This window comes from Brevibacillus ginsengisoli, assembly GCF_050113715.1.
Classification (GTDB): Bacteria; Bacillota; Bacilli; order Brevibacillales; family Brevibacillaceae; genus Brevibacillus_H; species Brevibacillus_H ginsengisoli.
Genome location: NZ_JBNJQR010000001.1, coordinates 127,201 through 141,087, shown reverse-complemented (window position 1 = coordinate 141,087; position 13,887 = coordinate 127,201). Strand labels below are relative to the sequence as shown.

Annotated in this window: 10 protein-coding genes and 2 pseudogenes; 4 read left to right on the top strand and 8 right to left on the bottom strand. The window is 44.7% G+C overall.

Going from position 1 to position 13,887, the window contains the following annotated elements; all coding sequences use genetic code 11:
- Positions 1-31: 31 nt before the first annotated feature.
- Positions 32-1,009 carry an NAD(P)-dependent alcohol dehydrogenase gene (locus tag ACQCN2_RS00680; protein ID WP_426926959.1) on the bottom strand — a complete coding sequence of 326 codons (978 nt, stop codon included), beginning with the start codon at positions 1,007-1,009 and terminating at the stop codon, positions 32-34.
- A gap of 437 nt (positions 1,010-1,446) precedes the next feature.
- On the opposite strand from ACQCN2_RS00680, the gene ACQCN2_RS00675 reads away from it, so the two are divergent.
- Positions 1,447-2,892 (top strand): APC family permease, encoded by a 1,446-nt coding sequence (locus ACQCN2_RS00675; protein ID WP_426926958.1) that lies wholly within the window; start codon positions 1,447-1,449, stop codon positions 2,890-2,892.
- Positions 2,893-3,163: 271 nt separating this feature from the next.
- Here ACQCN2_RS00675 and ACQCN2_RS00670 read toward each other — a convergent pair.
- The 3 genes and pseudogenes from ACQCN2_RS00670 to ACQCN2_RS00660 all read right to left on the bottom strand — a co-directional run bounded on the left by ACQCN2_RS00670 (position 3,164) and on the right by ACQCN2_RS00660 (position 5,531).
- Positions 3,164-4,135 (bottom strand): annotated as a pseudogene (locus tag ACQCN2_RS00670) (SDR family NAD(P)-dependent oxidoreductase).
- 147 nt (positions 4,136-4,282) lie between these two features.
- Positions 4,283-4,804, bottom strand: coding sequence for a TetR/AcrR family transcriptional regulator (locus ACQCN2_RS00665; protein WP_426926957.1), 522 nt, complete (start codon positions 4,802-4,804; stop codon positions 4,283-4,285).
- Between the two features lie 112 nt (positions 4,805-4,916).
- Entirely contained in the window at positions 4,917-5,531 is a 615-nt protein-coding gene (locus ACQCN2_RS00660; protein ID WP_426926956.1) for a TetR/AcrR family transcriptional regulator, read from the bottom strand.
- A gap of 191 nt (positions 5,532-5,722) precedes the next feature.
- On the opposite strand from ACQCN2_RS00660, the gene ACQCN2_RS00655 reads away from it, so the two are divergent.
- Positions 5,723-6,937, top strand: a complete 1,215-nt coding sequence (locus ACQCN2_RS00655) for an MFS transporter (protein WP_426926955.1) — start codon at positions 5,723-5,725, stop codon at positions 6,935-6,937.
- A 167-nt stretch (positions 6,938-7,104) separates the two neighbouring features.
- Here the strand turns inward: ACQCN2_RS00655 and ACQCN2_RS00650 are convergent, their stop codons facing one another.
- A complete protein-coding gene (locus ACQCN2_RS00650) occupies positions 7,105-8,712 on the bottom strand; it encodes an AMP-binding protein (RefSeq protein WP_426926954.1) in 1,608 nt (535 codons plus the stop codon).
- Complete coding sequence (locus ACQCN2_RS00645) at positions 8,673-9,518, bottom strand: SDR family NAD(P)-dependent oxidoreductase (RefSeq protein ID WP_426926953.1); 846 nt, start codon at positions 9,516-9,518, stop codon at positions 8,673-8,675. Before ACQCN2_RS00645 ends, ACQCN2_RS00650 begins: the two co-directional genes overlap by 40 nt.
- Before the next feature lie 302 nt (positions 9,519-9,820).
- Here ACQCN2_RS00645 and ACQCN2_RS00640 point away from each other — a divergent pair, with 302 nt between their 5' ends.
- Entirely contained in the window at positions 9,821-11,077 is a 1,257-nt protein-coding gene (locus ACQCN2_RS00640) for an MDR family MFS transporter (protein WP_426926952.1), read from the top strand.
- A gap of 231 nt (positions 11,078-11,308) precedes the next feature.
- On the opposite strand, the gene ACQCN2_RS00635 is transcribed toward ACQCN2_RS00640, so the two are convergent.
- Together ACQCN2_RS00635 and ACQCN2_RS00630 are read right to left on the bottom strand one after the other, a co-directional pair.
- Positions 11,309-12,784 carry a YcdB/YcdC domain-containing protein gene (locus tag ACQCN2_RS00635; protein WP_426926951.1) on the bottom strand — a complete coding sequence of 492 codons (1,476 nt, stop codon included), beginning with the start codon at positions 12,782-12,784 and terminating at the stop codon, positions 11,309-11,311.
- A gap of 153 nt (positions 12,785-12,937) precedes the next feature.
- Positions 12,938-13,126, bottom strand: a pseudogene (locus ACQCN2_RS00630) (Ig-like domain-containing protein); the annotation flags it as partial.
- 183 nt (positions 13,127-13,309) lie between these two features.
- On the opposite strand from ACQCN2_RS00630, the gene ACQCN2_RS00625 reads away from it, so the two are divergent.
- Positions 13,310-13,840 (top strand): ECF transporter S component, encoded by a 531-nt coding sequence (locus ACQCN2_RS00625; protein WP_426926950.1) that lies wholly within the window; start codon positions 13,310-13,312, stop codon positions 13,838-13,840.
- Positions 13,841-13,887 lie beyond the last annotated feature (47 nt).

The window sequence follows — 13,887 nt, the reverse complement described above, 5'->3', positions numbered from 1 at the left end:
GAGGGATGCCCATGGAGGAATGCTATCATTGTTAGAATTGATTAAGCTCCACAGATATGACGACATTCCCCTTTTTGTGCCCCTTCTCCACATAGCGATGGGCTTCCGAGATCTGTTCCAATGCATAGTGTCTATCAATGACCGATTTTAATTTTCCTACCTCAATCAGTTCTTTGAGGAAAAGTAAATCCTCTGGTCGATCAATGTTTACCGTCCCACCGATTACCTTCTTGCTGCTGGTCATTGAAGTCCACAGCCCTCGAACGATCGGCGAAAGCTCCATGTGGACAGCTCGAAGGTAGTATCCTTTTGGCTTAAGGGATTTGATACAACCAGCAAAAGAACTCTTGCCTACCGTGTCAAAAATAATATCATAGGTCTCACCGCTTTGGGTAAAATCCTCTTTCGTGTAATCCATCACCTTATCGGCTCCCAGTGACCTCACCAAAGCTAGATTCGTCGTACTACATACCCCGGTAACTTCTGCCCCAAAGTATTTGGCAAGCTGTACCGCATAAGTACCTACACTTCCAGAGGCGCCATAGATCAGAACTTTTTGCCCGCCCCGAATCTTTCCTTTTCTGAGAAAATGTAAGGCGGTCATTCCTCCAATCGGAACTGCTGCGGCTTCCTCATAGGTCATATTGGCCGGTTTTATTGCCACTCCCCCGTCTTCTGGCAGACATTTGTACTCGGCATAAGCACCAAAACCAGTACCACAAGAGGCAAAAACCTGGTCGCCTTTCTTAAATCGTGTTACATCTTTGCCTGCTGCTTCAACGATCCCCGCTAGCTCAAACCCCAATACCGTAACTTTTTGGGGCCGTGTGAGACCGTTGAAAAATCTTGCCGCGAATGGGTCAGCCTTTCGTAAACGCCAATCCCCAGCTGTTACTGTTGTCGCATGTATTTTTACCAGTATTTCATTGTCCTTGGGAGTAGGTTTTTCTACCTCTTTGAGCTGAAGAACTTCCGGTGGTCCGTATTGAGTGTACACGATTGCTTTCATGCGTTTCCTCCTACACTTTGACTTACATACGTGTACTTCTTCGGTTCGCCGATTGAACTGCAGTTTGTTTAAGGGATTCTTGCAATAAACAATCCTCAATGATTAATACGACATTAAAGTTCAGAAATTTCCAACAACTACAGAAAGAATTGTCATCGGAGTTGCCAAAAGTACCAACTCGCTCATGTCAAAGATCGTAAAGGAAAAAGCTCAAAAGATAGAAAATGCACATTATATAAAAGAAATTTTATCTATCGTTTTCAGAAAATCAAGATAAGTAGTGTATAGACTATAGAAATAACTTATTTACCCCAAACAACGCACGTTTACCTACACGGGGCAAATACATATGGGGGGATGTTTGAAAAAGTCTGAAGTGAACGCAATTTTCATCCGTGCAAGCAAGAATGAAGGAATTCCTAGGGAGGTGGACTTGAATGACACATCATCCGACAAGAATGGATAAAGATTCATTGGATCTAGAAAGAATGGGGTATAAGCAGGAGTTAAACCGGAATTTGAGTTTTTTCTCGAATTTTGCAATCGCGTTCTCCTTCATCTCCGCTACGACAGGTATTTTCAGTCTTTTCAATTATGGATTAACGACTGGAGGACCTGCGTTTGTTTGGAGTTGGCCAATCGTTTTTATCGGACAGTTGCTTGTCGGACTATCGATGGGGGAGGCTGCCTCCCATTATCCCCTTGCAGGCTCTATCTATCAGTGGGGTAAAAATTTGGTGAATCACACGTATGCTTGGTTCGCAGGCTGGATTTACTTAATTGCGCTGCTCGCTACGATCGCGGCGGTTGACTTCGGCGGTGCGCCTTATGTAGCTCAATTATTCGGATTCGACGCCACCAACCAAACCGTACTGATCGTAGCAACGGCCGTGATGGTACTGCTGCAGACACTGATTAACGCGTTCGGCGTAAAATTAACCGCTATTATCAATAACATCGGAATGGTCGCCGAAATTGTAGCGATGATCGTGTTGGCTGTCATGCTGTATGCTGTCGGGGTGCATCAACCCTTTTCGTTTACGTTTCATACTGCGGGCACTGCGGGAGCAGGCGGATATTTGCCGGTATTTCTTGCGGCCATGCTGACCTCTACCTGGGTGCTTTACGGCTTCGACTCTGCGGGAGGTCTAGCTGAAGAAGTAAAGGATCCACGGCGCGTGGTGCCAAAAGCGATCATTTACTCGCTTGTCCTAACCTTTATCATCGGTGCACTTGCTCTATGGGCGTTTGTACTGGGGATCCCCGATTTGGATACCGCGATGAAGTCAGACGCCCCATTATCCTATATTTTAGAAAGCAACCTTGGAACAGGTATCGCGAATTCGTTTATTATTATCGCGGTCATTGCCATTTTTGTGTGTGGTACCGCTGTGCAGGCGACCGTTTCCCGATTACTGTACTCTTTTGGTCGCGATAATAAGATCCCTTTCTCCAAAACTTGGGTAAAAGTATCGCAACGCTTCGAAACACCAGTTGCTGCCATCGTATTTAGCGGAATGTTTACGATCCTTTTATCAGTTTCTGCGTCGGTCGAAACGTACATCGTGAATATTTGCGTGGTTGGGATGTATCTTGCTTATCTTAGCGTTCCTGTGGGCAATCTCATCTCCAGGAGCCGTGGCTGGGATTCGACCACATCTCCGTGGAACCTTGGCAAGTGGGGGCTGCCGGTTAACCTGGTAGCAGCTCTCTGGGGGGTATTCGTAGTGATTAACCTAAGCTGGCCGCGTAGTCCGGACAGCCCGTGGTATCAGAATTATTCGATTCCGTTGCTGGTTCTTGGGGCGTTGTTGATTGGCGGGATGTATTACTTTACGGTTATTCGTCCTCGGGAAGTGTTGGAGAAAGGACAAGAGAGATAATTTACTAGGTAACATAAAAAAAGCCACTAAAGGTGGCTTGGGGTGTGACCCTGAGAGCTGGACACTTAACATTAGACCATCTCTCGGGGTCTTTGCTATGGTTATCATCTTCGTGCGCCATGTTAATGTGTACCACAGATCGCTACAATGCCCGTACAGCGCTATTTCTCATCTCGGCCAGAATCTTGCGATGTGATCTTCATTTCCTTGATACGTATAAAAAATCAGATACTTGATTCCTTTTTCTTTAATTTTGTTAGTGATCAATCAATTACTGTATAAGAAACCCATTTTTTCTTTGCAACATACGGATCGTATTGGTAATGCCCTCTTCAAAAGGTGTCGCCCGCAATGGACCAATCATCTTCTCGAATTTGTCCCCGCTCAAGACAAGCGGCTCTTCTGTTAAATAGAGCATTTCTACTACCTCTTTCATCACCGGTACAACCAGACCGAGTAATGACAGCCCTCCTTTGCCGAGCGGAATGACGGGTCTGAAGCTTCCGCTTGCCTGTCTTGCGATTCGCACGATCTCCCTGCCTGAAATCAGGCCTGCACCAGGTATATTCCAGTTCTCCCCATAGGTTTCGTCCTTGGCAGCCAATTCTGCAATCATGAAGGCCGCATCTGGCAAGAAAATAAATTCCCTGGGAACACGCATGTTGCCGATGAAGAATGCCATCTTACCAGCTGCGATTGCTTCGAGCGTTGAGCCCAGATAAGAAGCCTCATTCGCCGTTGGACCGTAATAATCCGGCAGGCGGACGATCATTACTTTGGTCCTGCTCCACCGGCCGTCGAACAACATCTTCTCGTAAGCAAGCCTTGTCTTCCCTTTTCGGGTATGCGGCTGCTTCGGATGTTCCTCGGTCACCCGATCCATCTGTCTTCTTCCATAGGGATAAATGCCGTCGATCACGACTACCTTCAAACCCAGCTGGTCAGCGGCCTCCATCACTGATTCGCCTAGGGGAATCAGCTTGCTCTACATCTCGTGATACGGCACATTCGCGCAATGGAACAGGACATCCGCACCTCGTGCTGCCGTGACGATGTCATTCGGTCGGAAAGCGTCACCTGTTGCAATCGTTAGATTCTCTGGATTACCCAGCTTAGCCCGAAGTTGCTCCAGCTTCTGTAAAGATCTTCCGAAGGCCACCGTGCGAATCCCTCGCTTAACAAGCTCCTCTATAATCGCAGCGCCCGTACCACCAGTTGCTCCTACGACAATCGCTTTTTTCAACGGAATCACCTCGTTTTAATAATTGTGATTGATCAATCACTAACAATAGACAACGCCTTGTTTTGTAATCGATCAATCACTAACTTGAGAACAATGTATCACCTTGTTATTGATCAGTCAATCACAACTTTTCAAAAATCTCCGCCTTCATATTTTCATCAATTCGGGCAGGTTAAGCACTGTTGAAATGTTGCACAGCATCCCCCTGGCCAAGAACAGCATTGTCCGTTCCTCAGAATTCGGAATGCCAGCTTCACGAAAGGCATCCAGAACTATTCGGCGAACTTCCCGAAATCCATTTCGCATCGCTTCGCGGATAGAGTCTTCCTGAATCGTCTGAGCCTGCATCTGAAGCAGGATTTCATTCTGGTAGGCGTTCAGAATTTCCTCATAAGCCCGAATTAGATCAGTCTCAAGCTGTTCCGGCGAGGCGGACTCCACGACTTTGCGGAAGGAATCGATCACTCGCTCCCAGGATACTTCCAGTGCTGCGAGCAACAAGGCTTCTTTTGTTGAGAAAAAACGAAAGATATATGGCTGCGATATTTTCGCACGTTTCGCGACTTCTGCCGTCGTTGCCCGGTAGTATCCAATCTCTGCGAACACCTCAATCGCCGCAGATATAATCTCCGTTTTGCGGTTAACTGAGGTCGTTTCGGACTTCGCCATCGAATTGCCGCCCCCTTCTCAGGTTAGTGATTCATCAATCAGTTCCCTATTATATACCAGGATGAGCTACGAAACAATTCGGCAAGAGAAATCTCCAATTCCCTCTGAGTTCTCAAGATAGACGGATTCCTTCAAACGCATTAGAGACCAAATGCTGCACATATGAATCGTCTAATTTTTCACCTGTTGCCAGCAATCGATAGAAAATCGGTCCGTAAATGAGATCCGTGCTTAATTCAATATCGAGATTTTTCTTTAATTCCCCACGCTGAACTCCCCGTTCCATTAGCTGCCGGGCCTCAAGCCGTCGTGGCTGGAAATAGCGAGCCTGATATTCCTGCGCCAATCCTGAATCAAACTGCCCTTCACCTATTAACTGAGTAATGATTATACCCTCCCGACTTGTCAAAAATCGGGCTAAATTTGAGGCATGAATGAGGATATCATTGAAAACCGAACCCGTGTCAGGCACAGGCAATCTTGTAGAGGCAGCAGCTAGAAAGCCATCCATCACCACGGCAGCCTTGTTAGGCCACCATTTATAAATCGTGGCTTTGCTGACCCTGGCACGTTCAGCAATTTTATCTACAGTGACCGCTCCAAATCCAGTTTCCAATAATAAATCATAGGCAGCGGTAAGGATAGAATTTTGCGTTTCAACATTACGTGGACGCCCTCTTTTTACTTGCACCCGAACCCCCCCTTTGGCTACTTGTCGACAAAACATAAACTGTACGTTCAGTATACAAAAAAATAAATAAAAAGAAAATCGAATTTCACTATTTACAATACTAAACGTTTAGTTTACTATTTAGTCATCAATTAGTGAACTGAACGTTCAGTATTCATTTTACAATGGTAGCACCGAAATGATTAGAGCAGTCTCACTCTTAGAAAACAATCATAAGGAGGATTATCATGAAAACGGAACAAGTGCTGGAAGTTGACCGCATTTCAAGTAAGATCATATTTCTGATAGCATCTGCGTGTGGTCTGATCGTTGCTAATCTTTATTATGCTCAAACCCTTGTAGGACCTATCCGAGTAGCTACGGGCCTTTCTTCCACAGCAGCTGGATTAATCGTCACATTGACTCAAATCGGTTATGTTTTGGGTCTGCTATTTATCGTACCAATCAGCGATATTGTTGAAAATCGCCGCCTCACGATTCTTTCACTTACGGTTGCAGTCGGTGCATTATTTACAGCCGCAATCGCCCCCAATGCGCCAGTATTCCTTACCGCATCCCTGTTTATCGGTGTTGCATCTGTGGTAGCTCAGATACTGGTGCCATATGCCACCTATTTGGCGTCTGAAGAGCAGCGCGGCCGCGTGGTTGGGAATGTGATGAGCGGCCTCTTGCTTGGAATTATGTTTGCTCGACCGGTGGCAAGCTTTATAACCAGCATCTGGGGCTGGCGTACCGTCTTTGCTTTGTCAGCGATTGTGATTGCGTTATTGGCGGTTGTGCTGTCGCGTGTTCTCCCCGAGCGAAAGCCATCGCCTGCGGTCCGCTACGGTAAATTAATTACTTCTTTAGGTACCCTATTAAAACAAACAACTGCATTGCGCCGCCGTGCCCTATATCAAGCCTGTTTATTTGGAGCCTTTAGCCTCTTTTGGACTGTGGTTCCTATGCGATTAGCGGATGATTTCGGAATGTCCCAGAAAGGCATTGCATTATTTGCTTTAGTTGGTGTGGGCGGAGCAGTAGCAGCACCGATTGCCGGGAGATTGGCGGATAAAGGCTGGAGCAGAGTGTTAACCGGTTTGGCTATGATAATTGCTGCCTTGTCTTTTCTGTTGATCTATCTTTTTCAAAGCCATTCAACTTTTTCACTCATTATGCTCTTTCTTTCCGCGGTTACACTGGATATGGCCGTATCGGGAAATCTTGTTCTTGGACAGCGTGTGATTTATTCATTAGGAAGTGAAGCAAGAGGGCGTCTAAATGGGCTTTTCATGTCTATCTTTTTTGTAGGCGGAGCCATTGGCTCGTCTTTGGGCAGTTGGTCTTATGCCTATGGGGGCTGGAATTTCACCGCTTTTATTGGAGTCTCCTTACCAATATTAGCACTACTTTACTTTTTCACAGAGAAGCGAACTATTGGGGATGAGGACCTGAATACTTAACAACAAAAGCCCCGATAAACCGGGGCTTTGCAAACACTCTGAACGGCATTTCAGTCGTTATATATATGATATAGACCCTAGGAGGATATTACTTAATTAGATTTCTGGAACTGGAAATCAACGTAGTTGCTCCTACGACCATCACCCTCCAAGTCGGCTTCTACTCATCATCTATTCGTAGTCCTTTCGAAAAAAACCTCATGGAGCTGCTTCTTATCACGCTTCCCCAAATGTGTATAAGAGATCTGATCAACGAAAACGATCTCCTTGGGCAATTGATACCTTGCAACTTTAGGGCGCAACCATTCCAGTAGTGCCTCTTTTGTAAGATCAGTATTTTTAACTGGTTGTACGACCGCTTTCAATCTTTGCCCAAACATTTCGTCATGAACACCTATCACGGCTACGTCTTCTACCGAAGGATGATGGATGAGTATGTGTTCTATCTCGCTGGGATAAACATTTTCGCCAGCTGAAACCACCATATCATCTGTTCTTCCGCTTAAAAAATAATACCCAGAATCATCCCGGTAACCTAAATCTCCCGTCTCGATCCACGAACCCTTTCTATTCCACATGGACCAATTATTTTTTAGGCTAAACCCGCCGATTTCACCTATTCCACATTTTTTCTTATTGCGATCCAACACATATAACCTGACGCCTTTTATCTTTCGGCCAATTGTGTTCGCCGAATATTTTAAATCTTGCGGTGTTGCAATGATATTCAAACCAGCCTCTGAAGTACCGTACAAATTGTATAAGACGTCTCCTAGTTTGTTGAACACCTCGGCTACAAGTTTCGGATTGAGTTCTGCTCCTCCTGAAGCGATACAGGCCAGCGATTTCAAGTCCTCGACATTATGTTTCAGCATTTTTTGTACCATTAACGGGACGACGGTTACGACTTCTACCTTGTGCTTTTGTATCAGGTCGCATGCCTTTGCCGCGTCAAATCTGGAGGTCATCACGATTTTCTTCCCTAAAGCGACGAACAAAAGTAATAGGGCTATCCCATAACCATGATAAATCGGGGTTGCTATGTAAGCCGTCTGATAACGCACAAGTTGAAGTCTGGTAAGTAACGCTGAAAAAGGAGGCAAATAATTGAATAAGGATGGTTTGTGTTCGACCTTTTTCGATTTCCCGGTTGTACCGCCTGTAAGCAGGATGATCTTGCTTGAAGACGTTCTCTGCCGTTTGTATTCTTCATGAACGAATGGTTGAAGCAAATTATTGATTGCGGGCAGAGAATCATGGTAACTCAAAACTCTATCCTTCGTATACGACGATTGTTCAATGAATGAGGCCATCTCACCATCATGCACAAGAAAATCCAAATGATATGTGCCTAGGAGTTGATTGAACTGTCCTATGCTCATCTGTGTATTGAGCAAAAAAATATCTGCGCCGGTAAAAGAAGCAGCAAAAATAGATTTCACCAAAGAAGCGTGATTTTTGCATAAAAACCCGACCTTCTGTCCGCTAGCAAGTCCGTATTTTTGCTTCAGAGTGATCGAAAGGCGCTCCGACTGTAACAATAACTGTTGAAAGCTGATGGTTTCCTGCTCATCTACCAAGGCGATTTTTGCACCATACGTTCTCTCTGCAACCTTTAAGAGAGTCATCAAATTGATTCCATATTGAAAGATAGCCACGATTAACCGACAGAGGCTGATTGGGGAGAGCATTCTCATTTGGTAAAGAACGCTGAATAGATAAATGATTCGCAGCTTTACTTCCTCCTTTTGCGCAGCCACTCCGCCATGGCCCATTCCCAAAATCCTCTAAAGAATTGAGAGGCCAATTGTCCAAAAATCAACCACCATGGCTTCATGGATTTTTGTCTTGTATACATCGATTTAACGATCATTCGGGCTGCGTGTTCCGCGCTCATCGCGGGCATGTTTTGATATGCGGCTGTTGGCGAGATCATGGGAGTTTTCACTAATGGAAGATAGATGGACGTCGTTGCGATCCCCATTGCATTCAATTCCGGTGCCGCAGATCGAAACCATGCATCAAAAGCTGCCTTGGAAGCCTGGTACGCAGCCCAATAGGGGAAAGGGATTAACGAAGTGTTTATTGTAGAAACGTTGATAATCTGCCCACGATTATGTTTAAGCTGAGGAATGACAGACAATAGCAATCTCACGGGCCCCAAATAATTGATCGCCATCGTTCGCGTAAAATCGTGATAACGATTCAATGAGTCCATAATCGAACGTCTGATGGATAGGCCTGCGTTGTTCACCACAATGTCCACACCGCCAGGCTGTTGATGAATAAAAGTTAGGAAACCTTCCATCTCATCCGCCTGTCTTAGATCAGCTCCAAAGAAACTTACCTTGGCAGCTTTCTTTTCAATTTCCCGTTTCAAATTTTGGAGCTTGTCCACTCTTCTAGCCACAAGGATCAAATGAACATCGAAATCAGCCAGGAAGTAAGCTACCTGCTCACCGATTCCGGAGCTCGCGCCTGTTATCACAATCGTCTTTCCTTGCACGGAGTTGGCTAGCTTCTTCTTGTCCAAACTTGTAGGCAAAAACAACAGGTTTTCCCAAATGGTATAGTTATGCATAAAAGTAATCCTTCTTTGGTATTTTTGTGTAGCCTATTTCTATTTTCTTTCATTTTTTGGCTAGAAACAATATCCTTGCCCCTTCACCATCGCATCAAAAAAGACGCTTCCGAGGAGGCGTCTTTGCATTAAGAATGTATGTTCGTTTATTGAAACAATCAAACTAAAGCGGAGTATATTCGACTTTCATATTATTAGTATAAATTATTTTGAAATATAAGTCTATATTTAATTGGGAAAATATCCTAAAGTTTGTATACCCGGTCAGGAAACTTGCTTACCACAAAATGAGGAGGGTATTGATGCAAATACGGTTATGGAATAACAATTTGAAAGTACGTTTAATCGGAGAAGCACTGTTTAACATGCTGTTTTGGATGTACTTTCCGTTTATCACTGTATATTTTGGAGATGCATTAGGCAATCAACTTGCAGGCATTTTGATGACTGTCCCTCCGCTATTCAGCTTGGTAGGAAGTCTGTTCGGAGGTGTTTTAGCGGACCGGTTAGGGCGGCGTCCAGTGATGCTGCTGGGAGCCTCGCTTCAGACGGTGATGTTTGCACTTTTTGCAGTGTCACCGTCCAACTGGATCGATTATTTCGCATATATTGGCCTAGGGGTGGGGGGAGCCATCTATAGACCAGCAAGCTCTGCTATGGTTGCTGATCTAGTTCCAGCTCAAAACCGTCGCCAGATCTTCGCAACGTTCACGACGGCAAATAACATTGGTGCCGTGCTTGGACCCGCACTTGGAGGCGTCTTCTTCTTCCATTACCGACAAGAGCTTTTGTGGACCTGCGCTTTGATCTTGCTGCTTTATTTTATCGCTATTTATTTCATGATCCATGAAACATTGCCACAAAAGGCGAAACGAGTAGAGATTTCAACTTCAATTTCGATTACGAGTGTTTTCAAACAACAGTGGGAGGGATATGGCGTTATTTTTCGCGATAAAGTGTTCCTGGTTTATATTCTGGCAGGCATCTTTGCCCTGATACCCATTATGCAACTGGACCTTTATTTGGCGGTATATATCATCAATGATATCCCTTCCCAGGCTCTATTCACATGGAATGGTGATTCCCTTATGCTTTCCAGTACAGATATATATGGATGGTTACTGGGCTTTAACGGTCTGTTGTTCGTCCTGTTTATCCTTCCCGTGACGAAATGGTTCGATAATTGGAAAGAGCGTAATGTGTTCATTCTGTCATCGCTCTTGGCCGGAGTAGGCACATTCCTTGTTGGACTGGGCACCAACATATGGTACTTGTTTGTTGTTACGATAATCTTTACCTTTGGTGAGATGGTACGCTCTCCCGTGACGCAGAGCTTCATCAGCCGCTATGCCCCGGAGGATGCAAGAGGACAATACATGGGAGCCGACAACTTGCAGGCCACGATCGGTAAATTTTTGGCGCCGTTGACGGTATTCCTTTCAGGTTGGGCTCAGCCTATGGTAATATTTAGCCTCATTTTGCTGGTTTCATTCATCAGCATCGTGTTCTACATTCAGTTATTTAGAATGTATGTGGAGAAGCCGGTTGCAGCTGACTGACTGAATCCAAGTTAGTGGTACCGGATTTCTGATTGATTTTCCGTTAGGATTAACTGCCTGAAACATTTTTTGCGACTTAGTGCCGCACGACTTCTAATTGAGAAGCAGATGTAGAGGTAACGTCCTGTGTTGAATTAGTAGCAACTGTTGAATGCTTACTACCATACAAAACAAAAGACCCTTGATTTCTCAAGGGTTTTACTTATGTATGATGTTGGAGCCTAGCGGGATTTAATGTTTTGATTGGGCATCGACATTCTGTATAATGTTTTTTCCTTTAGGGACAAACGCCAGTTGCACGTCATCTTTTTCATCTGAATACAGGTAACACATTTCCCAATCGACTTCTCCCAGTAGCTTTGCTTTAGCCGTTTCGGTTGAAATCGTCTCCTTGCCTGCCGGAAACTTCCTGTCCAGATTAATCGGTTCAATTGTCAGACCCACGATTTTTCCCGTAGTGGGTTCGGTTGATATCAGCCAGGACTCTCCGTTCACCGGAATCCCATTTACCGTTCGTTGTACAAGGTAGTTATTCAGATGATGCTTGATCCGTACCTCTGTTACTTTTTGGTTCATATTTCTCTCCAAAAAAGCTGTAATGATCTGATTTTCTGCCTGTTCCGTCAGTCCGTTAGAAGGTGCCTTGCCCGGATACTGCTTCTCCACCTTGGCACTCAGAAGTTGCCCCGTCTTCGCTTCCAATTCGATTATTATCGCCTTCAACTCCCCGTATTGTTTGGGTGTCCAAGAATACAAAATCACTGAAGGTGTGTCTGAACCGGCCTTCTTCACTTCGCTGGTGGCAAATGTTAGCTCATTAGACTTGATTCCCCACTCATTTGCAACAAAGCGGTTCAACTCATCAATTGAATGAAACGCCAGATTGCTTCCCTTCCCCTGCAAGGCTTTTGTTTGCTGTTGCCAGTCAATCGCATCCAAAGGTGTACCGTTTACCGCATCGAGTGGTCCGAAATAGTTGGGCACGTATTGCAGTTTTGCATCATTATCACCTTGCTCCGCTGTATACTGAAGTTCCATATTGAGCAGCTTGGCATACGCTTGCTTGATTGTTTCCGGTGTTTTCCGATTTGGAGGAAGAGCCAAATTGGATTCATCCCACTTGTTATCAAACTTGGTTGTGAAGCCAAGAATGCTTCCGTCACCATTCACCCGGATTTCAATCCACTTTTTCTTCACGGGTAGATGATTGAGGCTCGGATAAAGCACAACCGTTTTGACCCCCTCTTGTTCATTGGTAATGGTTTCTTCAGCTACATGAAAATTTTCGATCAAAACAATATCAGCGAAGCCAGACGCCCGCTCTTTTGCCAATTGATCGCTTGGGGGCAACGAGGAAGCTGCCTCCGGCAAGGTTATTCGGTAGTTGATAAGTTGCCCTTCCGAATCAAAGTTGATCTGCACGTTTTTCTCGCTTTTCCCATTCTTTTCTGGACTGCTTAACACCAATAAGCTGTTCTCCACATTTTGGTGATAATATTCTGGGTCCAAATTCAGTCTTTCCCATTCCGGTAAATATTCTTTCAAGTCTCCCAGCAGTTTGTGGATATGAGCGGGAATTTCTACAGTGGCAATCACGTTTGTTGTGCTTGCATTTCCTTGTGTAGGTGTTTGTTCGGCAAAAACGGGCTGAACGAATAATAACGAACTCACTATTACCATCGTCGGGATCGTACTCATTTTTTTCATATCTTTCCCCTCCTTTTTTCAAACTCACAGATCTACACTAATACTTGTATCATTAATAGTACGAATAAAAACTTGAATAAGTTTAAAAATTAGTAGTTTTTTTACATTTCTATTATTATTATCACGAAAATACCCCTTCAAGAATCTTAGTAGTCAGATGTTACTCCAACCTGTTTTTCCTTTGTAGGTTGCCCGGATGTTGGAGGTGCCAGGAGAAACCGCTGTAATCACCCCGTCCCTTTCCGTGACAATCTGTTCATCGCTTGACGACCACTCCGCTTTATCCTCGACAAGCGCCTTCGTACCGTCTTGATAATTTGCTGTTAGTTTTAGCGATTCAGATTGCTCCGCCGTCGGAGCTCCATTCCACGATCTTCGTTGCCTCTATCGACTTTCCGTTAGAAATGGTAAGGAATCTTGTTGTTCCAAGAATTGTATAAATGCGCAAATATTCAGTATTAAGTATTTATTAAATATCCGATAAGGAGTATAATAAGATATTAAAAAAAAGAAAGAGGCTATCATATGGAATCAACATTCTCCCCGAGAGCAACAAGTAAAACAAAAACCTTAGTTGTCAACGCACTTTTCATCGCAATTACCTTAGCAGCCACAATGTTCATCAACATAAGGCTCCCAATAATGGGGAACGGTGGCCTTATCCATCTGGGTAACGTGCCTCTATTTATTGCAGCCTTTGTTTACGGCAGAAAAACAGGAGCTATAGCGGGCGCCTTCGGAATGGGACTCTTCGATCTTATTTCTGGTTGGACAGCATGGGCACCGTTTACATTCCTCATCGTAGGGACAATGGGCTATCTAGCCGGACTCATATCTGAAAAGGTACCTGGCAATAGAGTACTTGTAAACACACTGGCAGTTCTGGTTGCACTGATTATAAAAGTCGTGGGCTACTACTTTGCCGAAGTCATCCTTTACAATAACTGGATACAGCCATTCGGCTCCATCCCAGGAAACGTTCTTCAGGTCGCTATAGCCGGTATCATTGTTGTGCCACTTGTAGGACGCTTTAAGAAAATGGCTGGGCAGATATAGTGGTCCAACATAAAAGAAACGGCATCACTGCCGTTTCTTTTTTAGTT

Excerpts from the sequence above, each read along its gene's own strand:
- ACQCN2_RS00680 (WP_426926959.1), bottom strand. The coding sequence starts at position 1,009 with ATGAAAGCAATCGTGTACACTCAATACGGACCACCGGAAGTTCTTCAG.
- ACQCN2_RS00675 (WP_426926958.1), top strand. The coding sequence starts at position 1,447 with ATGACACATCATCCGACAAGAATGGATAAAGATTCATTGGATCTAGAA.
- ACQCN2_RS00665 (WP_426926957.1), bottom strand. The coding sequence starts at position 4,804 with ATGGCGAAGTCCGAAACGACCTCAGTTAACCGCAAAACGGAGATTATA.
- ACQCN2_RS00660 (WP_426926956.1), bottom strand. The coding sequence starts at position 5,531 with ATGTTTTGTCGACAAGTAGCCAAAGGGGGGGTTCGGGTGCAAGTAAAA.
- ACQCN2_RS00655 (WP_426926955.1), top strand. The coding sequence starts at position 5,723 with ATGAAAACGGAACAAGTGCTGGAAGTTGACCGCATTTCAAGTAAGATC.
- ACQCN2_RS00650 (WP_426926954.1), bottom strand. The coding sequence starts at position 8,712 with ATGGGCCATGGCGGAGTGGCTGCGCAAAAGGAGGAAGTAAAGCTGCGA.
- ACQCN2_RS00645 (WP_426926953.1), bottom strand. The coding sequence starts at position 9,518 with ATGCATAACTATACCATTTGGGAAAACCTGTTGTTTTTGCCTACAAGT.
- ACQCN2_RS00640 (WP_426926952.1), top strand. The coding sequence starts at position 9,821 with ATGCAAATACGGTTATGGAATAACAATTTGAAAGTACGTTTAATCGGA.
- ACQCN2_RS00635 (WP_426926951.1), bottom strand. The coding sequence starts at position 12,784 with ATGAAAAAAATGAGTACGATCCCGACGATGGTAATAGTGAGTTCGTTA.
- ACQCN2_RS00625 (WP_426926950.1), top strand. The coding sequence starts at position 13,310 with ATGGAATCAACATTCTCCCCGAGAGCAACAAGTAAAACAAAAACCTTA.